Source organism: Roseisalinus antarcticus (assembly GCF_900172355.1).
Taxonomy (GTDB): Bacteria; Pseudomonadota; Alphaproteobacteria; order Rhodobacterales; family Rhodobacteraceae; genus Oceanicola; species Oceanicola antarcticus_A.
In genome coordinates this window covers 221,184-242,307 of record NZ_FWFZ01000003.1, presented here as the reverse complement: position 1 = coordinate 242,307, position 21,124 = coordinate 221,184, and the positions used below count along the sequence as shown (strand labels likewise).

The window sequence follows — 21,124 nt, the reverse complement described above, 5'->3', positions numbered from 1 at the left end:
ACTGAGGGGAGAGACAGATGAAAGCGGCCCTTTTCGTCGGCGGCTGGGAGGGTCACTCTCCCACGACCTTCAGTGACTGGTACGCCGAACTGCTGACGGCCAACGGGGTCGAGGTGGTGGTCCACGACACGCTGGAGCCCCTGGCGCATCCCGAGGACATGGCCGACGTGGACCTGATCACGCCGATCTGGTCCTCGGCCCGGTCCGGCCATCGCGAAGAATTCGGCAACATGACCAAGCCGCAGGAGGACGGTCTGCTGAAGTTGATCGGCGACGGCTGTGGCCTGGCCGGGTGGCACGGGCACATGGGCGACGCCTTCCGCGACCGCCCGACCTATCATTTCCTGATCGGCGGGCAGTTCGTGGCGCATCCGCCCGGTTGGCCCGACAACCTGCAACCGGTCGAGGATTACATCGACTACGACGTGACGATCACGAAGCCCGCCGATCCGATCGTGCAGGGCATCCGCTCCTTCCGTCTCAAGACCGAGCAATATTACATGCTGGTCGATCCGTCGAACGAGGTCCTGGCCACCACGACCTTCAGCGGCGAACACCTCTGGTGGATCGAGGGCACGGTGATCCCGGTGGTCTGGAAACGGCGCTGGGACAAGGGGCGGGTCTTCTATTGCTCTATCGGGCACGAGCTGGACGACCTCAAGGTGCCGCAGGTGACGGAGATCATTCGGCGCGGGGCCCTCTGGGCGGCCCGGGAACCGGCCTGACCCGCTGAGATCCGTTCGGGTGCGCCGGTCGGCCCGTCACGGGGCGGACCACGACGGGTGCAGATGGCCTGGACGCCGCTCGATCAAAGCCGCTCAGGCGGCGGCCTCTGCATATTCCGGCTGGGTCTTGGCGCCGGTGATATAGGCCACGACATCCTGTCCGTCGGTCTCTTCCTTCTTGAGGTTCGCCACGATCTGGCCGCGGCGGAACACGACGATCCGGTCGCAGAGATCCATCACCTGCCGCATGTTGTGGCTGATCAGGATCAGCGGCTCGCCCGCCTCCTTGAGGGTGCGCACGATGTTCTCGACCTGTGCCGTCTCCTGCACCCCCAGGGCCGCGGTGGGCTCGTCCATGATCGTCAGCTTCGAGTGGAAGGTCGCCGTGCGGGCGATGGCCACGCATTGGCGCTGACCGCCCGACATGTTCTGGATCGTGTTGCGGAAATTGGGGATCTTGACCCCCGTCTTCTGCAGGGCCGCGCGGGTCGCCTCGCGCATCCCCTTGTAGTCCAGGATCGAGAACGGTCCCAGCTTGAACAGGATTTTCTCGCGCCCCAGAAAGAGGTTGTCGGACACGTCCAGGTGGTCGGCCAGCGCGAGCGTCTGGAACACCGTCTCGATCCCGGCTTCGCGGGCATCGAGCGGGCCCTCGAATGCGACTTCCTTCCCGTCAAAGGTGATCTTGCCCGAGGTCCGCTGTTCGACGGCCGTGATCTGGCGGACGAAAGTGGACTTGCCCGCCCCGTTGTCGCCCATGATGGCCACATGCTCGCCCTTGCGGATCTCGAAATTAGCGTTGGTAAGGGCGTGGACGCCTCCGTAATGCTTGGTCAGCCCTTCGGTTTTCAGGATGATATCGGCCATGGCTACGTCTTGCCTCCCTTGTTCTGGCGCCACTGGTCGAGGACGACCGCGCCGACGATGATCGCGCCCTTCACCATCTCCTGGTAGTAGGCGTCGAGCCTGAGGAACGTGAAGCCCGAGATGATCACGCCGAAGATCAGCGCACCGATGACGGTGCCGATCACCGATCCCCGCCCGCCCTGAAGGGAAATGCCGCCGATCACCGCCATGGCGATGGCGTCGAGTTCATACATCACGCCCATGCCGGATTGCGCGGTCAGGTTCTTGGACGACAGCACGATGGCGGCGACCGAGGCGAGGACCCCGGCGATGGTGTAGACCATCACCTTGTGCCGCGCGACATTGATGCCCGACATCCGAGCCGCCGCCTCGTTCGAGCCGATGGCATAGGTATGCTTGCCATAGACCGTGTAGCGCAGGATCAGGTGAAAGAGCACCGCGAGCGCCAGAAAGATGACCACCGGCGTCATGCCGGCGCCGAGCTTGGAGTAGCTCTCGGTCGGAAAGGAGATCGGCTGACCCTTGGACCACCACTTCGCCACCCCGCGCGCGGTCACCATCATGCCGAGGGTTGCGATGAAGGGCGGAATCTTGGTGTAGGCCACCAGCGCCCCGTTGATGCCCCCCGCGACGACCCCGCAGGCGAGGCCGACAGCGATCGGGACGATGACCGGCAGATCGACCCAGCCCTGTTCAATGAAGATGCCCTTGGGGTTGGGGAAGCCGTTTACCTCGGCGACCTGCGCGAAGCTCATGGCGATCATCGCCGCGGCCCCCACGATGGAGCCCGAGGACAGGTCGATGCCGCCGGTCAGGATCACCTGCGTCACCCCGATCGCGATGATGCCGATGATGGCGACCTGAAGGATGATGATCTGCAGCCGCGCCTCGTTGAAGATCGAGTCGAACCGGTCCCCGCTGTCGAACAGGAAGCTCTGGCCCATCAGCCAGAAGCCAAGGCCCTCGAACACCGCGACGATCAGGATCAGCGCGATGAAGACGTTCAGTTCTTGCGGTCGTTCCCGCTTGGAATGGTCGTATTTCAGACCGCCGATGCCATGTGTCGTCTCTGCCATGTCGCGCTCTCCCTCCGACGCGCTCCCGCCGCGTCAGCCCCTTTGATGGCGGCGGCTTTCGCCGCCGCCTCCGTTTTCAGCATATCATGGACGCGCTCAGTTGGCGCCCATGAACTCGCCCATGTTGTCGGGCGTCACGAGGATGAAGGGGATGTAGACCTTCTGGTCGACCTCTTCGCCCGCGGCCAGCGCGAGGGCCGCGTTCAGCGCCCCGGTGCCCTGACCGGCGGCGTCCTGGAACACGGTGACGTCGAGCTCGCCCTGGCTCATCGAGACGAGCGCGTCCTGCGTCGCGTCCACGCCGGTCACGATCACGTCGTCCATCGCAACGCCGGACGCCTTGAGCGCCTGGATCGCGCCGATGGCCATTTCGTCGTTGTTGGCAAACACGGCCTGGAACTCGTCGCCCGAGGACAGCCAGTTGGTCATGAGGTCGGTCGCCTCGTCGCGGGACCAGTTGGCGGTCTGCTCGTCGACGATGTTGATGAACGAGCACATGTCCATCGAGATCACGTCGTGGAAGTCCTTGGTGCGCTGGACGGCCGCCTGGTTCGACAGCTCACCCATGAGGATGTAGATGTCCGCGCCGCCGGCATAGCCTGCGGCCCGCAGCATCTTGCACCCCTCGAAAGCGGCAAGGGTGCCGGATTCGATCTCGTTGGAGGCGACGAAGGCCTGGTTGTCGGGCAATTCGTCGACATTGATCGGCTCTCGGTTGACGTAGACCAGCGGCACGCCCGCGCTTTCGGCAGCGGCGGACATCGCCTGGGTGGCCGAGGTGTCGACCGCGTTGACGATGATCGCATCCACGCCCGAGGCGATGAAGTTGTTGATCTGGTCCAGCTGGCGGGCCACGTCGTTCTGGGCGTCCTCGACCTGGATGTCGACGCCGTCCATGCCGTCGGCGGTTTCGATCATGCCGTTGCGCAGCACGGTCAGGAAGTTGTCGTCGAACGCGGCCATCGACACGCCGATGGTCTCGGCCATGGCGGTGGTCGACATCAGCGACACGAGGCCTGCGGCAAGAATTGTCTTCTTCATTGGTTTTCCTCCCAAACGGGTGTCCGGTTCACCCCCTTTTCACGTCCGGAAAAGGCCGGGTCGACCCCGGCCCCAAAGATCATGCGGACCTATGCGGCTTTCGCCCCGAGGCTGGTCCGGATGAAGTCGAAAGTCTCTCTCAGGGCCGCGACGGGGTCGGCCAATGCATGGGTGTCGGGCGAGAATGCCTCGACCGAAATCGGGCCGAGGTAGCCCCCGGCGCACAGCTCGGCCAGCTGGTCGATGTTGCTGAGCCGGTCGCGGGGCGTGACCAGACCCCGGTGGCTGTCCTCCATCTCCGAGACGGCGGGCGTCGGATCCTCGACGCCGGACACATGAACAAGGCCTGTCCGCCCGGGGAAGACCTCGCCGCCCCCAGCAAGCGTGTGGTGGAAAGTGTCGTGCACCAGCCGAAACACTCGGTCGCCCCCCAGCGCGTGGATCGCCTCGATCGTCTCGGCCTTGGACCGCAGCGACGAGCGCTGGAAGCCCAGCGGCTCGACCAGGGCGGTCAGGCCCGCGGCCTCCAGCATCGGTTTGATTTCGCGCAGCGCCAGACGCAGGTTCGCCTGGCGTTCGCCGTTGCCGAGGCCGGTACCGTCGTTGCGGGGGATCAGGCTGATGGTTTCGGCGCCGCAGCCCTGTGCCGTGACGATCAGCGCCGCCACCTTCGCCGCGATCGCGTCGTCCCAGAAGTTGAAGCTGTAGACCTCGCTGAGGCCGATGATCCGCAGCCCCAGGTCGCGTGCCCTGGCGCCGACCGTCTCGGGAGCCTCGCCGCTGAATAGCGGGGTCTCCAGGTCGTTGCGGAACTCGACGCCGACACAGCCAAGCCCGACGGCCAGCGTCAACAGCTCGTCCCAGCGCAGCCGGGGGCAGGTCATGTGATTGATCGCGAATGGCAACATGCGCGCAATGTTCTCCCTGGGACCCGTCAGGCCCCGCCGCGGCTGCCGCTCCTCAACAGCGCCCGCACGCAATGAGTGACCGGCGCAGGGCTATCGGGTCAAGCTGCACCGGACCACTTTGCGTCATGGATGAGGTAACTACCGCAAGCGCGATGATAGCAAAGTATCAGTCAGAGGAACTCGGGCAGGGTTATCACCGGATCGAGGAATGTCTGCCCCGGCAGCGCATGGTCGGGATTGGCGACGACGGCCGCCATCTGACCGACGAGAGTGTGGCAGAGCGTCGCCAAAGGGGTCCGGATGATCATGGTGACATAGCCGTCGATTATCGCCCGGCGCGACTCGGGCGTCAGCTCGTTCACCACGAGCGCCACCTGCCCCGGCGCCCGTTCCTCTCGCAGGGCGGCGATCGCGCCCTCCATCCCGCCGCCCGCGACGTAGAGGCCGGCAAGGTCCCCGTGACGGGCCAGCAGGGCAAGCGTCGCCTCGTAGGTGAGTTGCCGGGTCTCCAGGTTCACGAGCGTGTCGAGGACATGCAAATCGTCGGGGTGCTCGCGGAAGAAGCTGCGAAAGCCGGTTTCGCGCAGCTCGTGCCCGTGCCAGCGGTAGCCGCCGACGAACAGCGCCAGCTTGCCCTTGTTGCGCGAGGCGACGGAGAGCATGCGCGCGGCGCCGCGCCCGATCTTGAGGTTGTTCAGGCCGATGTAGGTGGTCCGGACCCCCTGGCCGAAGTCGGACAGCAGGGCAAAGCAAGGGGTGCCGCCGTTGTGCAGCTCGGCCACCGCATCGGTCACGGACTGGTGGTTGACCGAAGTGGCGGCAACCGCGTCCACCTGCCCGGAGATCTCGCGCAGCGCCGCGGCGACATCGCCGGGCGATTGCGACGACAGAAAGACGATGCGCACCTTGCAACGCGCCGCGCCGTAGGCTGCGGCCTGACGCGTGATCTCCTCCGCGAATTCCTGGTAGAACGCCTGCTTCTGCTTGTGCAGGACGAAGCCCAGCCGCACCTCCGGCAGATCGGTCCGGAGTCGTTGCGACAGCAACCCCACCCCGTGATAGCCGATCCGGTGGGCCGCGTCCGAGACCTTGCGCACCGTCTCCTCGCGCACGTTCGGCGTGCCCTTGATGGCGCGATTGACGGTTGCGATGCTGACGTCCGCCTCCCGGGCCACGTCTTTCAGGGTCGGACGCCGGGCCATGATGACGATCCATGATAGAGAAATATCATTTCGTATATCATGAAATGACACCGCGTGAAGCATTCGTCGGCCGGGTCCTTTGGGCGGCGGGGCGGCCCGGGTATGTCTGTGCAGCCAATCAGACCGGAGCCACTCCCATGCCGAAGAGGAATTACAGCCTGCTGGGCGCCGATGCCGAGCGCGCGATAGAGATCGGCCTCGCCGCGGCCGAGTGGTATCACACCGACGTGCCGCGCAAGGAGATGAAGGCCCTGATGCAGCGCAGCGACCAGCCCGCGATCCGCGATACCGTCATCCTGCTGGGCTGCATGGCGGTGTTCGCCGGGCTGGGCATCGCGTTCTGGCCCACGATCTGGTCGGTGCCCTTCTGGCTGGCCTACGGGGTGCTCTACGGCTCGGCGATGGACAGCCGCTGGCACGAATGCGGCCACGGCACGGCGTTCAAGACGCCGTGGATGAACGATGCGCTCTACCAGCTCGCCAGCTTCTGCATGATCCGCAATCCGCACACCTGGCGCTGGAGCCATGCGCGCCACCATACCGACACCATCATCGTCGGCCGCGACCCCGAGATCGCGGTGATGCGGCCGCCCGGTTTCCTGCGGCTTGGCCTCGTGTTTCTCGGGATCCGCGATGTCTGGCTCGGTCTTGGCCGCATGCTCTACAACGCCTCGGGCCGGGTCCATCCGGAAGAGGCGCAGTTCATTCCCGAAAGTGAGCGGCCGAAGGTGATCCGCGTGGCCCGGATCTGGACGGCGATCTACGCCGCGACGCTCGCGCTTTGCCTGGCCGCCGGGTCGATCCTGCCGCTGATGCTGATCGGGCTGCCGCGCCTTTATGGCGCCTGGCATCACGTGATGACGGGCCTGTTGCAGCACGGCGGGCTGGCCGAGGACGTGACTGACCACCGGCTGAACTCGCGCACGGTCTGCATGAACCGGGTTTCGCGCTTCATCTACTGGAACATGAACTATCATGTGGAGCACCACATGTTTCCCATGGTGCCCTATCACCGCCTTCCGGACTTGCACGCGCGGATCCGGCATGACCTGCCGCCGCCCAACCCCTCGATCCCCGCCGCGCTGGCCGAGATGCTGGGCGCACTGCTGCGCCAGAGGCACGACGAGGGCTATTACCTGCGGCGAGACTTGCCCGCGAGCGCCCGGCCATATCGCGAGGAATTCCACGGCGCTGCCGCCGGGGTTCCGGCGGAGTAGGGGCGCACGCGGATCAGGTGCCGGGCGCCGAGAGGTCCAGCCCTTCGATGAAATACTGCGTGGCCATGGGCAGATAGGCCGAGCCGAGCGCCCCGGCCATGGCGCCGAGCGCCCCGGCCATGGCGCCGAGCGCCCCGGCGAGGACCCGCGGGGCGCGGATGCCGCGGGTGTCCGCCGTCGCCATCTTCGCGGTCACCAGATCGACCAGCCGTGCCCGCACGGCCCCCGGAAAGCTGCCGTCGATCACCACGGTCGAGATGTCGAGGATCGCGGTCACCGATATCGCCGCGGTGGCCAGCGCGGTCGCTGTCATCTCCAGCCAGTCGGCCAGCACGGCGTCGTCCACCTGCCAGGCGTCGCTTTGACCATAGCGATCGGGCGCGGGCAGGCCCTTGGCGCTCAACATGCGCTCCAGCACGTGAAGCGAGGCCGCATGGATCAGCTGGTTGTCCGTCGCGGTCGGGTCGCCGACGATGATCGAGCCGAAGGCGCCGGCGTTGCCCGTGGGCCCGCTCTCGACGCTGCCGTTCAGGACGATGCCGCCGCCGACGAAGTGGCCGACATGGAAATAGCCGTAGTTGCGGTGGCTGGAGGCGACGCCGAAGACCTGCTCGCCATAACAGGCGAGGGTCGCGTCGTTGCCGAGCTGGACGGGCAGGCCCACGACGTCGTGCAGGACGGCCGCCAGGTCGATCTCGCGCCAGGCGGCCATCTCCTCGGGGGCGGCGCCGACGATGTCGAGCCAGTTCCACAATTCGTTCGGGGCGCCCACGCCCAGCCCGCTGATCCGGCCGCGCTGCGTGGCGGGCAGATCTGCCGTCAGCCTGGACACGCCATCGGTCACGAAGTCGATGATTCGCGCGGGGGTGGGGTAGGGGTAATGGGTGTCGAGATGGGCGCGCACCCGGCCGATCAGGTCCATCAGCAAGAGGTCCGCGCCCCGCCGGCCGATCAACAGGCCGAAGGACAGCGCCCCGTCGGGTGCCAGGGCCATCGGGGTTGAGGGCTTGCCGATCTTGCCACGCACCGGCTCGCCCCGCCGCAACAGGCCCTCGCCCTCGAGCGAGCGGGTGATGACAGAGGCGGTCTGGGCCGACAGATTCGTCCTCCGTCCGATCTCGGAGCTGGGGATCGGGCCGGAGTTGCGGATCGTCGTCAGCACCAGGCGTTCGTTATGGTTGCGCACGTTGCGAGGGGTGGCGCCGTCGGGCAACCAGGATTTCTTGCGAATTTCACCGCGATCTGATAACAACTTTGTATCTCCCTGCCGCGACCTTGAGTAAATATAGTTCATAAATCAAGTTGAATTATTTATTGACGCGGCGGTTGGTTTGAGGAAAGGTTGAGCCAACCACACCTTGGAGGGGTGTGGTCGGCCGGCTTGCCCGGCAAGCGAACAAATGGGAGAGAGACATGAAAAAGCTTTTGCTTGGAACGGCACTGGCCGTCGGGGCCGCCTCCGGCGCCCACGCCGCGGCGCATGAGACCAGCGCATGCCTGATCACCAAGACGGACACCAACCCGTTCTTCGTGAAGATGCGCGAAGGCGCCACCGCGCGGGCCGAAGAACTCGGCATCAACCTGATGACTTTCGCCGGCCAGGTGGACGGTGACCACGAGACCCAGGTGCAGGCGATCGAAACCTGCATCGCATCGGGTGCTTCCGGGATCCTGATCACCGCGTCCGACACATCGTCGATCGTGTCGTCCGTCAACCAGGCGCGCGAGGCGGGCCTTCTGGTGATCGCGCTCGACACACCGCTGGATCCGGCCGACGCCGCCGATGCGACCTTCGCCACCGACAACTTCGCCGCGGGCGTGCTGATCGGCCAGTGGGCCGCGGGCCGCATGGGCGAGGACGCCGAAAATGCCAAGATCGCGCTGCTCGACCTCGCGGTCAGCCAGCCGACTGTCGGCGTGCTGCGCGACCAAGGCTTCCTCGAGGGCTTCGGCATCGACCTTGCCAACCCGAACGTGAACGGTGACGAGGACGATCCGCGCATTGTCGGAAGCGACGTGACCGCCGGCAACGAAGAGGGCGGCCGCACCGCCATGGAGAGCATCCTGGCGATGGATCCGGGCGTGAACCTCGTCTACACGATCAACGAGCCGGCCGCGGCGGGCGCCTACGAGGCGCTGAGATCCTTCGGGATGGAAGACGGCGTGACCATCGTATCGGTCGACGGCGGCTGCCCCGGTGTCCAGAACGTCGCCGAGGGCATCATCGGCGCGACTGCGCAGCAGTATCCGCTGCGCATGGCCGCACTCGGCATCGAAGCGATTGCCCAATACGCGGAAGACGGCACGTTGCCCGAGCCGACCGAAGGCAAGGATTTCTTCGACACGGGCGTCGCCCTCGTCACCGACCAGCCGGTCGAGGGCGTGGAGTCGATCTCGGTCGAGGAAGGGCTGGAGCTCTGCTGGGGCTGATCCGGCCCCAAGACAGGGAAAGTTCCTGAGAACATGACGGCAAGGCAGGCCCCCGTGGCTTGCCTTGTCCCAATCGCCAGTCACGGGAGGGACCGGCCATGGCCCAATCAGACAGCTACGAAGACGTCGTCAAAGGCAAGCGGGACGAGAAGTTCGCCGAGTTCGAGGACGAGCGCAAAGGGCTGATCCATCGTTTCCATCATGCGTTGCATGTGACCCCGGCGCTGGTGCCGCTGATCGTGCTGGTCATGTCCATCATCATCTTCGGCGCCTTGCTCGACTCTAAGTTCTTTTCGCCATTCGCGCTGACGTTGATCCTGCAACAGGTTCAGATCGTCGGCATCGTCGCCGCCGCGCAAAGCCTGGTGATCCTGACCGCGGGCATCGACCTGTCAGTTGGCGCGATAACGGTCCTGTCGTCGGTCGTGATGGGGCAGTTCGCCTTTCGCTACGGCCTGCCGCCTTCCGTTGCCGTGGTCTGCGGCCTGATCGTCGGCACCGCCTGCGGCGGTCTCAACGGTCTGCTGGTCAGCCGCATGAAGCTGCCGCCCTTCATCGTCACGCTCGGCACCTGGCAGGTGCTGTTGGCGACCAATTATCTTTATTCGCAGAACGAAACGATCCGATCGCAGGATATCGAGGCCGAGGCGCCGTTGCTGCAACTGATGGGCGCCAAGTTCCAGATCGGGGGCGCGGTGTTCACGGTCGGCGTGGTGTTCATGATCGTGCTCATGCTGATCCTGGCCTGGGTCCTGAAACACACGGCCTGGGGCCGCCATGTCTATGCCGTGGGCGACGACCCGGAAGCGGCGCAGCTGTCGGGTGTCAATGTCCGCCGGACGCTGATGTCGGTCTATATGCTGTCAGGCCTGATCTGCGCCTTCGCTGGCTGGGCCCTGATCGGTCGGATCGGATCGGTCTCTCCGACCTCGGCCTATGAAGCGAACATCGAATCGATCACCGCCGTGGTGATCGGGGGCATATCGCTCTTCGGCGGGCGCGGCTCGATCCTGGGGGCGCTGTTCGGGGCGCTGATCGTCGGGGTCTTTACGTTGGGCCTGCGGCTGCTGGGGGCGGACGCCCAGTGGACCTACTTCTTCATCGGTGTGCTGATCATCGCCGCCGTCGCCGTCGACCAATGGATCAGAAAGGTATCAGCCTGATGGAACCCATTCTTACAGGAACGAACCTGGTCAAGCGCTACGGCAAGGTGACCGCGCTCGATCATTGCGATTTCGAATTGCGGCGGGGGGAGATCCTCGCCGTGATCGGAGACAACGGTGCGGGCAAGTCGACCCTGATCAAGGCCCTGTCGGGGGCTGTCATTCCCGACGCGGGCGAGGTCAGGCTCGAGGGCAAGAAGGTGAGTTTCTCTGCCCCGACGGATGCCCGCGACGCCGGTATCGAGACGGTCTACCAGACGCTCGCCATGAGCCCGGCCCTGTCGATCGCCGACAACATGTTCATGGGGCGCGAGATCCGCAAACCGGGCTTCATGGGCCAGTATTTCCGGCAGCTCGACCGCAAGGCGATGGAGGATTTCGCCCGGGCCAAGCTGTCGGAGCTGGGGCTGATGACGATCCAGAACATCAACCAGGCGGTCGAGACGCTCTCTGGCGGGCAACGCCAGGGGGTCGCCGTGGCCCGGGCGGCGGCCTTCGGGTCGAAGGTCATCATCCTCGACGAGCCGACGGCTGCGCTGGGTGTGAAGGAGAGCCGCAAGGTTCTGGAGCTGATCCAGGACGTGAGAGGCCGGGGGATCCCGATCATCCTGATATCGCACAACATGCCACATGTCTTCGAGCTGGCGGACCGGATCCACGTGCATCGCCTTGGCAAGCGGCTGTGTGTCATCGACCCCAAGGACCACTCGATGTCCGATGCGGTGGCGTTCATGACCGGCGCCAAGGAGCCGACCGAGATGGAAGCGGCCTGACCTGATTGAGCGCACTGCGTGCGCACAGGGGAAGCACCGTGCCCCCGTTCCGGGGACACGGTGCGGCGGGCGCCCGATTGCGTGCCGGGCGCCTTATGGTTCAGGTCTTGCGGCGTGCGGCCTGGGTGATGAGCATCTCGCGGGCCTTTTCGGTCGGCTGACGTTCGGCCAGCATCGCCTGCATCAGCTCGGCCTGGGTTTGCGGGGCGAGGCCGTTCACCGGGGGATCGCGGTCGAGGTCGGTCGGGAAGGCGTAGCCTTCGGCGCTGGCCCTGATCACGTTGGAGAGCTCCGTTTCGGTCAGGGTTCCCTGGGCCATGGTCTCGAGCAACGCGGGGTAGAGCGCCGCGCACATGGCGTCGCGGTTCAAGCTTTCCATCGCCCGGCCGAATGCCGACGAAATCTGGAGCAGGTTGGCCAGGCGCCGGATGTCGGCGGTGCTGTTGGTGCCCGCCCCGTGCATCACGGCCGGGTTGAAGAAGACCGCGTCGCCTTTTGCCAGCGGCACCTGCACGTGGTGGTCGGCGAAATAGGCCTGGAATTCCAGGCGACTGAACGCGAGGTAGCCTTCGAAGAACGTCTGGCTGTGGGGCAGGAACAGGGTCGGACCGCTCTCGAGTGACATGTCGCAATGGGCAACGGCCCCCTGCAGGGTCAGCACCGGCGAGATCCCGTGGACATGGCTTGGAAAGCCCGCCATTTGCGCCGGCGACATGAAGCCCAGGTGATAATCCCGGTGCGCGGTCTGGGCCGTGCCGCCCGGATTGACCCGATTGACCTGCGCGGTGACCTGGTAGCCCTGGCCCAGCCAGGCCTCCGAGGCCATGGCGATGGCGTCCGAGGCATAGTAGCGGGCAAAGCCGGCTGGATCCGCGAGGCAGTGCTTTTCCGCGGCGTTCCAGACCCGGTCGTTGGCGCCGGGCTTGGCGAAATGATCGCCCGCGCCGGCGCCGGCGGCCTTTTCCTCCGCGATCAGGGTCTCGAAAACCTCCGTCGCGCGGTCGAGCGCCTCAAGGTCGGACATGGCGTTCTTGACGATGACGATCCCGGGGCCCTCGGCCAGGACCGAGGTCCATTCTGCCATGAGGTCGCGACGATCGTCGATCCGCGGGGCCGCCGCCCGCACCCGGGCGCCGTCATAGAGCGGAATGCCTTGGGCCTGCCCGTCCGACAGGGGCAGGTCCGGCGTCTCGGCCCCGGCCATCAGCGTTCTGAACGTCTCGAAATCGCCGCTGTCGGGCGTCAGCCACACGGCGTCGCGACGCGTGGCGATGGTCGATCTGGTGTCCATGGTCTGCTCCTCCCGTCGTCCCATGGCGGCAAGACTAGCCGCGCCGACGGCCGCCCGGCGCTGGAAAAGACCTCAAGAACACCTCAGAATGCGCCATGGAGCATCGATTCCCGATCAAGGACATCGCCTTTCAGGCCGGGGTGAGCCTCGCGACCGTGGACCGGGTCCTGCACCTCCGGCCAGGTGTCCGGCCGGCCACACGCGCCCGGGTCGAGGCCGCGATCGGCGAGCTTGAGAGGCAATATGCCCAGGCGCGGCTGGTGGGGCGGCGCTTTGCGCTCGACGTGGTGATGGAGGCGCCGAAACGGTTCAACGGCGCCGTCCGCGCGGCCTTCGAGGCGGAGATGCCGACCGTCCGTCCGGCCGCCTTTTCGGCGCGGTTTCACCTGGCGGAACGGATGAGCCATGGCGAGCTTGCCGCGCTGGTGGCCGCGATCCGGCGGCGGGGCAGCCACGGGGTTGTGCTCAAGCTGCCGGCGGGGCCCCGCACGTCGGACATGGCAGCGGCGCTGATCCGCGCGGGGATCCCGGTGGCGACCTACGTGACCGATCTGCCAGACACGGCGCGGCTGGGCTATATCGGGCTCGACAATCGCGCTGCCGGGGCGACGGCCGCCTGGCTGATGGGGCGCATGCTCACCGGTCACCGAGACCCCGCGGGCGCGGTCCTGCTGACCCTGTCCAGTGCCCGGTTCCTGGGCGAGGACGACCGGGCCAGGGGGTTCCGCGAGGTGCTGGCCGCCGAGTTTCCGGGCCTGCGGGCGGTTGTCATCTCGGAAGGCATGGGCATCGACCGCTCCACCCACGACCTGACGCTGGCGGCGCTTGAAACGGACCGGGAGATCTGCGCGGTCTATTCCATCGGCGGGGGCAACCGGGCGATCCTGAGGGCCTTCGAGACGCAGGGCCGGATGTGCCTGGCCTTCGCCGCCCATGACCTCGATTCCGAGAACCGGGCCCTCCTGGCGGACAAGCGGCTGACCTTCGTCATCCACCATGACCTGCGGCAGGACGCGCGGGCCGCCTGCCAGCTGTTCCTGCGGCATCACGGGTTGCTGCCGCGTGATTTCGCGATCGCGCCCTCGCCCATCGCCATCGCGACCCCTTTCGACCGGGGGTGATGGGCTCCGACGCGCTGCGCTGCCGCATTCCTGTGCAGCTTGTCCGCGCGGCGCAGCGACCGCGGCCTCTGCAATTGCACCACGGGGCGTTTGCGGGTCTGCTGGGGCACAAGGAAAGAGGGGACCGCGATGGAAAAGATCGACATGCTGGTGATCGGCTCCGGGCCTGCCGGGCGGCGCGCGGCGATCCAGTCGGCGAAGCTTGGCAAATCGGTGCTTGTGGTGGATCGCGGTTCGCGGCTTGGCGGCGTTTCGGTTCACACCGGGACGATTCCGTCCAAGACGCTGCGCGAGACCGTGCTCAACCTCTCGGGCTTTCGCGAGCGCGGTTTCTACGGCGCCGGCTACCGGGTGAAGGCCGAGATCTCGGCCGGTGACCTGTTGCAGCGGCTGCACAAGACCCTGGATCACGAGGTGGAGGTGCTGCAGCATCAGTTCATGCGCAACGGCGTGCGCAGTGCCTTCGCCACGGCGCGCTTCCTCGATGCCCATACCGCGGAGCTGACGACGGAGACTGGCGAGGTCTCCAAGGTCGAATTCGAGAATGCGCTGATCGCCGTCGGCACCCGGCCCCACCGGCCCGACACTATCCCATTTGACCGGACGCGGGTCTTCGACAGCGACGAGATCCTCGAGCTCAAGACCCTGCCACGGTCGCTGACCGTGATCGGCGGCGGGGTGATCGGCACCGAATACGCGACGATCTTCTCGGCGCTGGACGTGCCCGTGACGCTGATCGAATCGCGCGAGACGATCCTGGATTTCGTCGACCGCGAGATCGTCGACGAGTTCATCCACCAGATGCGCGACAGGGGCATGACGATCCGCCTTGGCGCCAAGGTCGACGGCGTCACCACCGATGCGACCGGGGTCACCACGGTGCTGTCGGACGGGCGCAAGGTGCGGTCCGAGACGCTGTTGTTCGCCGCCGGGCGCTCTGGCAATGTCGGCAGCCTGAACCTCGACTCGGTGGGCATGTCGGTCGACAGCCGCGGACGGCTGAACGTGGATCCGTCGACCTTCCAGACCGAGGTGCCCAACATCTATGCCGCGGGCGACGTGATCGGCTTTCCCAGCCTCGCCTCGCCTCGACCTCGATGGAGCAGGGCCGCGTCGCGGCCTGCCACGCCTTCGGGGTCCAGCTGCCGCCGCCGCCCGAGACCTTTCCCTATGGCATCTACGCGGTGCCCGAAATCTCGACTGTGGGCCTCTCGGAGGAGCAGGCGAAGGCCGAGGGCATCGCCTACGAATGCGGCGTGGCGCGGTTTCGCGAGACGTCGCGCGGCCACATCATGGGGGTCAACGCCGGCTTTCTGAAGCTGATCTTCGATCTTGAGAGCCGCCGCCTGCTGGGGGCGAGCATCGTGGGCGAGGGCGCGACAGAGCTGGTACATATCGGCCAGGCGGTCATCAACCTGCACGGCACGGTCGATTTCTTCGTCGAGAACACGTTCAACTATCCCACCCTGGCGGAGGCCTACAAGGTCGCGGGGCTCGATGCCTGGAACCGCATGGGCGCCTGACGACGCGGCTTTGCCTTGGTTTCAGCCGCCCCCGGCCCGGCGCAGAACAGGCTGGCCGAAGCCCGCGTCGATCTCTGCGTCCGGGGCCATGTGCAGTTGTCCCCGGCTGCGCGGCAGGCTGCCGGGATGCTCGGTCCGGAGCCAGTCCAGCATCGCCTCGCGGACTTCGCAGCGCAGGTCCCAGGCGATCGGAGAGGTCCGGGCGCTCATCAAGGCGCGGATCGTGATCGTCTGCCGGTCACTGTCGGTGACCTGAAGGTTCACCACGTTGCGATCCCAGCGCGGCGAGGCGGCCACGATCTGTTCCAGCTTGGCGCGGATCTCGGACACCGGCGCGGTGAAGTCCAGATGCCAGGTCACGGCGCCGATGATCGACCCGCTTTCCCGCGTCCAGTTCTGGAACGGCTGCTCGATGAAGTAGCTCAGCGGCACGACCAGCCGACGCCAGTCCCAGACCCGCACCACGACGTAGGTGGAGGCGATCTCCTCGATCCAGCCCCACTCGCCCTCGACGATCACCACGTCGTCGATGCGGATCGGCTGGGTCAGGGCGATCTGGATGCCCGCGATCAGGTTGGCCAGGACCGGCCGCGCGGCAAAGCCCAGCACCAGGCCCGCAGCCCCCGCCGAGGCGAAGAGGCTGACACCGAACTGGCGCACGGAGTCGAAGCTCGACAGCACCAGGCCAGCGGTCAGCAGCACGATCAGCAGGCGACCGATGCGCTGGATCATCCGGGCCTGGGTGGCCTGTTTGCGGGCGGCGAAGTTCTCTTCGATGTCGCCGGGCAGCCGCCCGAGAACCCGCTCGCAGGCCACGTCGAGCGCCGCGATCAGCACCCAACCGACGACGATCATCAGCGTCGCGGCGGCCAGCTGCGACAGGCCGGACCGCCAGCCCGGCGGCAGGCCCGCGACATTGACCAGCAGCAGGCTGACCAGCATCAGCAGGAACAGGCGGCTGGGTCTGCGCAGCCGCGGCAGCACCACGAAGACCAGCCCCTCGCGCCCGGCACAGAATCGGCGGATCGGCCGCCACAGCAGCGCGTGGACCAGCAATGCCAGGAGCGCCCCGAGGCTCACGATCAGCCAGGGCCAGATCGCGGCGGGCACCATGTTCTCGAGCAGCCCGATGGCCTGCTCCACTTCACCCATGATCTGGTCGACGTCCTCGGGGGGATCCATGCGGCTCCTGCGGTCTGCTGCCGGTGTCCCCTCAGCACCGCAGGCGCGGCCCGGCGGCAAGCCGTGGCCGGGGCGGGCATCGGCCATCGGCCCGGCGATGCCCGCTTTTTCGGCACTGCGCCCCCCGGTGCCCGCTCAGCGACAAGTTGGGAACATTGCGCGGCGCCCGGGTGGCCGGCTCAGGCCTCGATCTCGACCCGGCCGATGGGGTTGGAACAGCAGGCGAGGATATAGCCCGCCGCGATCGCGTCCTCGTCGATGCCACCGTTGTGGACCATGTGAACCTCGCCCGAGAGCTTCCTGACCTTGCAGGTGCCGCAGACGCCGAAGGTGCAGCCCGAGGGGATGCGCACCGCGTTGGCCCGCGCCATGGCCAGCACGGTATCGGTCTCGTGGCACGGCACCGACACGCCGGAGCGGGCAAAGGACACCTCGGCAGTGGCGGCCTCGTCGGGCACCACGTCGTCGATCTCGACCTCGTCGGCCACGGTCTCGACCGGGGCGACGAAGGTCTCCTGGTGGTAGCGGTCCATGTCGTAGCCGAGCGCGTTGAGCGAATCCCGCACCACCTGCATGAACGGCTCTGGCCCGCAGCAATAGACGTCGCGCTCCAGATAATCAGGCGCCATCAGCGACAGCATCAGCTGGTTGAACCGGCCGAGATAGCCGGTCCAGACGTCATAGGGCTCTTCCTCGGTGACGGCGAAGGACAGGCGCAGGCCCGGCACGCGAGAGGCCATCTGCATCAGCCGGTGGCGAAAGATCAGCTCTGACGGGCGGCGGGCGCAGGCGATCAGCCGGGCGTCGGTGTTGTTGCCGTAATCATAGAGATAGGTCGCCATGGACATCATCGGTGTGATGCCGGACCCGGCCCCGATCAGCAGGTATTTCCCGTCCGGCTTCTCGGGCAGATGGAAGATCCCCGCAGGGCCATAGGCCTTGATCCGCATCCCCGGGCGGAGGTTGTCCAGCATCCAGCGCGACCCGATGCTGCCCGCCTGCGCCTTGACCGTGACCGAGACGTTGAGCGGCCGCGACGGGCTGGTGGACAGGGTATAGGTCCGCTCCACCGGGCCGCCGGGCAGGGGCAGCTCCAGCGTGATGAACTGGCCCGCGCGATAGTCGAACCACGATCCCGAGGGGGCGCGAAAGGCGAATGTCGCCACGTTCGGCGTCTCGGGGATCACCATGATGCATTCCAGCGTCTCGCTGTCGGACCACGGGGCCTTGGGGGGCAGGGAGCCGTCCATCGCCGGTTACTCCGCCGCGTGCAGGCGCCGGCCGGTCAGCCGGTCGGTCATGCTGTCGGCGTACCAATCCACGAACTGGATCACGCCGCTTTCCTGCAACTCGGAGTAGGGGCCGGGCTCGTAGGCCGGGCTGTCGATGCCGCGCTGGTTCTCCTCGACGATGGCGCGGTCCTCGTCGTTGGTCATGGTCCAGACCTCGGTCAGGCGGGGCAGCTCGTAGTCCACGCCCTCGACCGCGTCCTTGTTGACCAGCCACTTGGTGGTGACCTGGGTCTCTTTCGGGCCGATCGGCAGGACGCGGAACAGCAGCACGGTGTCGGACAGGAAATGGTTCCAGGTGTTGGGGTAGTGGTAGAACAGCAGCGTTCCGGCCTCGCGCAGGGTCACGTCGCCGACCATGCGGGACACCGCGGCCTTGCCGTCCATCGTGTAGCTTACGCCCTTGCCCAGCAGCGGCACGCGGATCATCCGCCACTGGAAATCGTCCGAGCCGTGGTAGCGCGCCGGCAGGCCGGCCGCCTCGCAGCGCGCCAGATGGGCGGCGATCGCCGGATCCTCGGCCCCGCTGCCGTCGCCCGCGATGTTGGGGTTGTCGTCGAAGGTCACGCAGAGCGCCGGGTGCGAGCCGGAGCAGTGATAGCACTCGCGGTTGTTCTCGAGCACCAGCTTCCAGTTGGCCTGTTCGGTGATCGTGCTTTCATAGGCGACCTTGCAGTCGTCCAGCCTGTGGGGCCCGAAATAGGCGTGCGTGGCCTCGGCCATGGCGTCGAACGCGGGGGCCGCGTCAGCGAGACAGATGAAGATCATGCCGCCCGCGTCTCGGCAATGGACCGGCTTCAGCCCGTGCTTGCGCGCGTCGAAATCGGGCCCCATGTCGCGCGCCCAGAGCAGGCGGCCGTCAAGCTCGTAGGTCCACTGGTGGTAGGGGCAGACCAGCTTGGGGGCGGAGCCCTTCTCGGCCTGGCAGATGCGCGACCCGCGGTGGCGGCAGGAATTGTGGAACGCCCGGATCACCCGGTCCGCCCCGCGCACGACGATGACCGAATAGGCCCCGATCTGCAGGGTCACATGGTTGCCCGGCTTCGGGATCTCGCAGCCGGGGACGGCGAACAACCATTCCGCGTACCAGAGCCGCTCCAGATCGACCTCGTACATCGCGGGGTCGGTATAGAGGGCGCGCGGCAGCGAATGCTTCGGCTTGCGGCGCATCAGGTTGGACAGCATGTCGGCGTCACGAAGCATTCAGGTCTCCATCGCGGGTGTCAGAGGTCCTTGACCAGCCGCAACGCGTCATAGATCGCGGCATGGGTGTTGCGGGCGGAGACGGCATCGCCGATCCGGAACAGCTGGTAGGTGCCGTGCGGGTTGGCCTCGACCGCCTGTGGCCGGCCCGCGATCAGCGCGTCCTGGTCGACAGCGCCGTCGTTCGACGATCCGGGGCGCAGCGCGTGATAGATCTCGTCCATCGGCAGGGTGCCGTGGTTGACGACGATCTGGTCGAATTCCCGCTCCTGCCCGAGGTCGGCATAATCGCTGTCGATCACCGCCATCAGGCGGTTGCCCTCGCGGCGCACCGACGACAGCTTGTAGGTCACGGTGAAGCGCGTATCGAGCGCCTGCAGCGTGCGCATGTAGGGCACCAGGTTCATCGCCATCACGTCGGGGGCGAAGGACCGGTCGGGCGTCATGATCTCCACATGGGCGCCGGACCTGGCGATGATCTCGGCGGCCTGCAGGCCGGCATGGTCGCCCGCGTCGTCATAGACAAGCACGCGCGAGCCCGGCTTCACATCGCCCGAGATGATGTCCCAAGTCGACACGACCAGATCGTTCCCTTCCTTCAGCACATCCGTGTCCGGCAGGCCGCCGGTGGCGACGATCACGACGTCGGGGCTGAGCGCCTCGACGTCCGCCGCCTCGGCCCACGTATTGAACCGGAATTCGACGTCGCGAGCGGCGCATTGCGACATTCTCCAGTCGATGATCGACATCATTTCTCTGCGGCGCGGCGATTGCGCCGTCAGCCGGATCTGGCCGCCCGGGTCAGGCGCGGCCTCCAGCACGACGACCTCGTGGCCGCGGGCTGCGGCGACCCGCGCGGCCTCCAGCCCGCCGGGGCCCGCGCCGACGACGACGACCTTCCGCCGCGCCTCGGCGGCGGGGATGTCATGGGGCATCGAGAGCTCGCGCCCGGTGGCGGCGTTGTGGATGCACAGCGCGTCGCCCGCCTGGTAGATCCGGTCGAGGCAGTAGGTCGCGCCGACGCAGGGGCGGATGTCGTCCTCGCGCTTCTCGATGATCTTGCGGACGATATGCGGGTCGGCCATGTGCGCCCGGGTCATCCCCACCATGTCCAGCAGGCCGCTGGCGACGGCGTGCCGGGCGGTCGCGACATCGGGGATCTTGGCGGCGTGGAACGTGGGCATCCCGGTCTCGGCCCGGATGGTGCCGGCGAAATCCAGGTGCGGCGCGTTCTTCATCCCCTGCACGGGGATCACGTCGGTCAGGCCGGGGTCGGTGTCGATATGCCCCCGGATGACGTTGAGAAAATCGACCTGGCCGCTGCCCGCCAGCCGGCGCGAGATCTCCAGCCCCTCGGCCACCGAGATCCCGCCCTCGGCCGCCTCGTCGGCGGTATAGCGGATGCCGACGATGAAGTCCGGCCCGACCCGCCCGCGGATCGCGTCCAGCACGTCGAAGGTGAACCGCAGGCGGTTGTCCAGCGAGCCGCCGTAGGCGCCGTCGAGCGTGTTCACGCGCTCGGACCAGAACTGGTCCATCAGGTGGCCGTAGGCCTGAAGCTCGATCCCGTCGAGGCCGGCCGCCTGCATCCGTTCGGCGGCGTCCGCGTAATCGGTGATGATCCGGGCGATGTCCCAGTCCTCGACCTTCTTGGGAAAGGCCCGGTGGGCGCGTTCGCGCTCGTGCCCGGTCGAGACGGCGGGCAGCCAGTCGCCCTTGTTCCAGTGGGTGCGGCGGCCCAGGTGGGTGAGCTGGATCATCACCGCGCAGCCGTGGTCGTGGCATTCGTCGGTCAGCTTCTTCATCCACGGCACCACCTCGTCCCGATAGGCGAGGACGTTGTTGAAGACCGGCGGCGAATCCCGCGACACTGCGGCCGAGCCCGCCGTCATCGTCAGCGCGACGCCGGCCCGGGCCCGTTCCACGTGATAGGCGCGGTAGCGGTCCTTGGGCATCCCGTCCTCGGGGTAGGCGGGTTCATGGCTGGTCGTCATGATCCGGTTTCTCAGCGTCAGATGCTTGAGCTGGTAGGGCTGCAACAGCGGATCGGTCGACATCGGGCGGCTCTCCTCGGACCACATGGCGGCAATTTCGACAGACTTGTCGCGAAACT

Annotated in this window: 17 protein-coding genes and 1 pseudogene; 7 read left to right on the top strand and 11 right to left on the bottom strand. The window is 66.8% G+C overall.

What is annotated here, in order from left to right:
- Positions 1–17: 17 nt before the first annotated feature.
- Entirely contained in the window at positions 18–725 is a 708-nt protein-coding gene (locus ROA7023_RS05000; protein ID WP_085877911.1) for a ThuA domain-containing protein, read from the top strand.
- A 93-nt stretch (positions 726–818) separates the two neighbouring features.
- On the opposite strand, the gene ROA7023_RS04995 is transcribed toward ROA7023_RS05000, so the two are convergent.
- From ROA7023_RS04995 to ROA7023_RS04975, 5 genes are all read right to left on the bottom strand, one after another.
- Positions 819–1,592 carry an ATP-binding cassette domain-containing protein gene (locus ROA7023_RS04995; RefSeq protein ID WP_085877910.1) on the bottom strand — a complete coding sequence of 258 codons (774 nt, stop codon included), beginning with the start codon at positions 1,590–1,592 and terminating at the stop codon, positions 819–821.
- Between the two features lie 2 nt (positions 1,593–1,594).
- Complete coding sequence (locus tag ROA7023_RS04990; RefSeq protein WP_085877909.1) at positions 1,595–2,668, bottom strand: ABC transporter permease; 1,074 nt, start codon at positions 2,666–2,668, stop codon at positions 1,595–1,597.
- 96 nt (positions 2,669–2,764) lie between these two features.
- Positions 2,765–3,709: a sugar ABC transporter substrate-binding protein gene (locus ROA7023_RS04985; RefSeq protein ID WP_085877908.1), complete on the bottom strand. Its 945-nt coding sequence runs from the start codon at positions 3,707–3,709 to the stop codon at positions 2,765–2,767.
- 89 nt (positions 3,710–3,798) lie between these two features.
- On the bottom strand, positions 3,799–4,617 hold the full coding sequence (locus ROA7023_RS04980; protein WP_234992031.1) for a TIM barrel protein: 819 nt from the start codon (positions 4,615–4,617) through the stop codon (positions 3,799–3,801).
- Between the two features lie 170 nt (positions 4,618–4,787).
- Positions 4,788–5,819, bottom strand: coding sequence for a LacI family DNA-binding transcriptional regulator (locus ROA7023_RS04975; RefSeq protein WP_085877907.1), 1,032 nt, complete (start codon positions 5,817–5,819; stop codon positions 4,788–4,790).
- A 137-nt stretch (positions 5,820–5,956) separates the two neighbouring features.
- On the opposite strand from ROA7023_RS04975, the gene ROA7023_RS04970 reads away from it, so the two are divergent.
- On the top strand, positions 5,957–7,036 hold the full coding sequence (locus ROA7023_RS04970; protein ID WP_143535441.1) for a fatty acid desaturase family protein: 1,080 nt from the start codon (positions 5,957–5,959) through the stop codon (positions 7,034–7,036).
- Positions 7,037–7,049: 13 nt separating this feature from the next.
- Here ROA7023_RS04970 and ROA7023_RS04965 read toward each other — a convergent pair whose 3' ends face one another.
- The gene (locus tag ROA7023_RS04965) at positions 7,050–8,288 is read right to left on the bottom strand and encodes an ROK family transcriptional regulator (protein ID WP_159458444.1); all 1,239 of its coding nucleotides are present in this window, start codon (positions 8,286–8,288) and stop codon (positions 7,050–7,052) included.
- A 161-nt stretch (positions 8,289–8,449) separates the two neighbouring features.
- Here ROA7023_RS04965 and ROA7023_RS04960 point away from each other — a divergent pair, with 161 nt between their 5' ends.
- From ROA7023_RS04960 to ROA7023_RS04950, 3 genes are all read left to right on the top strand, one after another.
- Positions 8,450–9,466 (top strand): sugar ABC transporter substrate-binding protein, encoded by a 1,017-nt coding sequence (locus ROA7023_RS04960; protein ID WP_085877905.1) that lies wholly within the window; start codon positions 8,450–8,452, stop codon positions 9,464–9,466.
- A 98-nt stretch (positions 9,467–9,564) separates the two neighbouring features.
- Complete coding sequence (locus tag ROA7023_RS04955) at positions 9,565–10,629, top strand: ABC transporter permease (RefSeq protein WP_085877904.1); 1,065 nt, start codon at positions 9,565–9,567, stop codon at positions 10,627–10,629.
- A complete protein-coding gene (locus ROA7023_RS04950) occupies positions 10,629–11,402 on the top strand; it encodes an ATP-binding cassette domain-containing protein (RefSeq protein ID WP_085877903.1) in 774 nt (257 codons plus the stop codon). Before ROA7023_RS04955 ends, ROA7023_RS04950 begins: the two co-directional genes overlap by 1 nt.
- A gap of 100 nt (positions 11,403–11,502) precedes the next feature.
- On the opposite strand, the gene ROA7023_RS04945 is transcribed toward ROA7023_RS04950, so the two are convergent.
- Positions 11,503–12,693 (bottom strand): phytanoyl-CoA dioxygenase family protein, encoded by a 1,191-nt coding sequence (locus ROA7023_RS04945; protein ID WP_085877902.1) that lies wholly within the window; start codon positions 12,691–12,693, stop codon positions 11,503–11,505.
- A 95-nt stretch (positions 12,694–12,788) separates the two neighbouring features.
- Here ROA7023_RS04945 and ROA7023_RS04940 point away from each other — a divergent pair, with 95 nt between their 5' ends.
- Entirely contained in the window at positions 12,789–13,814 is a 1,026-nt protein-coding gene (locus tag ROA7023_RS04940) for a LacI family DNA-binding transcriptional regulator (protein ID WP_085877901.1), read from the top strand.
- A 129-nt stretch (positions 13,815–13,943) separates the two neighbouring features.
- Positions 13,944–15,337, top strand: a pseudogene (gene sthA, locus ROA7023_RS04935) (Si-specific NAD(P)(+) transhydrogenase).
- A gap of 21 nt (positions 15,338–15,358) precedes the next feature.
- Here the strand turns inward: sthA and ROA7023_RS04930 are convergent.
- The 4 genes from ROA7023_RS04930 to ROA7023_RS04915 form a co-directional block, all read right to left on the bottom strand.
- Positions 15,359–16,519, bottom strand: a complete 1,161-nt coding sequence (locus ROA7023_RS04930) for a mechanosensitive ion channel family protein (protein WP_234992029.1) — start codon at positions 16,517–16,519, stop codon at positions 15,359–15,361.
- 179 nt (positions 16,520–16,698) lie between these two features.
- A complete protein-coding gene (locus ROA7023_RS04925) occupies positions 16,699–17,769 on the bottom strand; it encodes an FAD-binding oxidoreductase (RefSeq protein WP_085877900.1) in 1,071 nt (356 codons plus the stop codon).
- A gap of 6 nt (positions 17,770–17,775) precedes the next feature.
- Positions 17,776–19,011 carry an aromatic ring-hydroxylating oxygenase subunit alpha gene (locus ROA7023_RS04920; RefSeq protein ID WP_085877899.1) on the bottom strand — a complete coding sequence of 412 codons (1,236 nt, stop codon included), beginning with the start codon at positions 19,009–19,011 and terminating at the stop codon, positions 17,776–17,778.
- A 20-nt stretch (positions 19,012–19,031) separates the two neighbouring features.
- Positions 19,032–21,068 carry an NADH:flavin oxidoreductase gene (locus ROA7023_RS04915; RefSeq protein ID WP_085877929.1) on the bottom strand — a complete coding sequence of 679 codons (2,037 nt, stop codon included), beginning with the start codon at positions 21,066–21,068 and terminating at the stop codon, positions 19,032–19,034.
- Positions 21,069–21,124 lie beyond the last annotated feature (56 nt).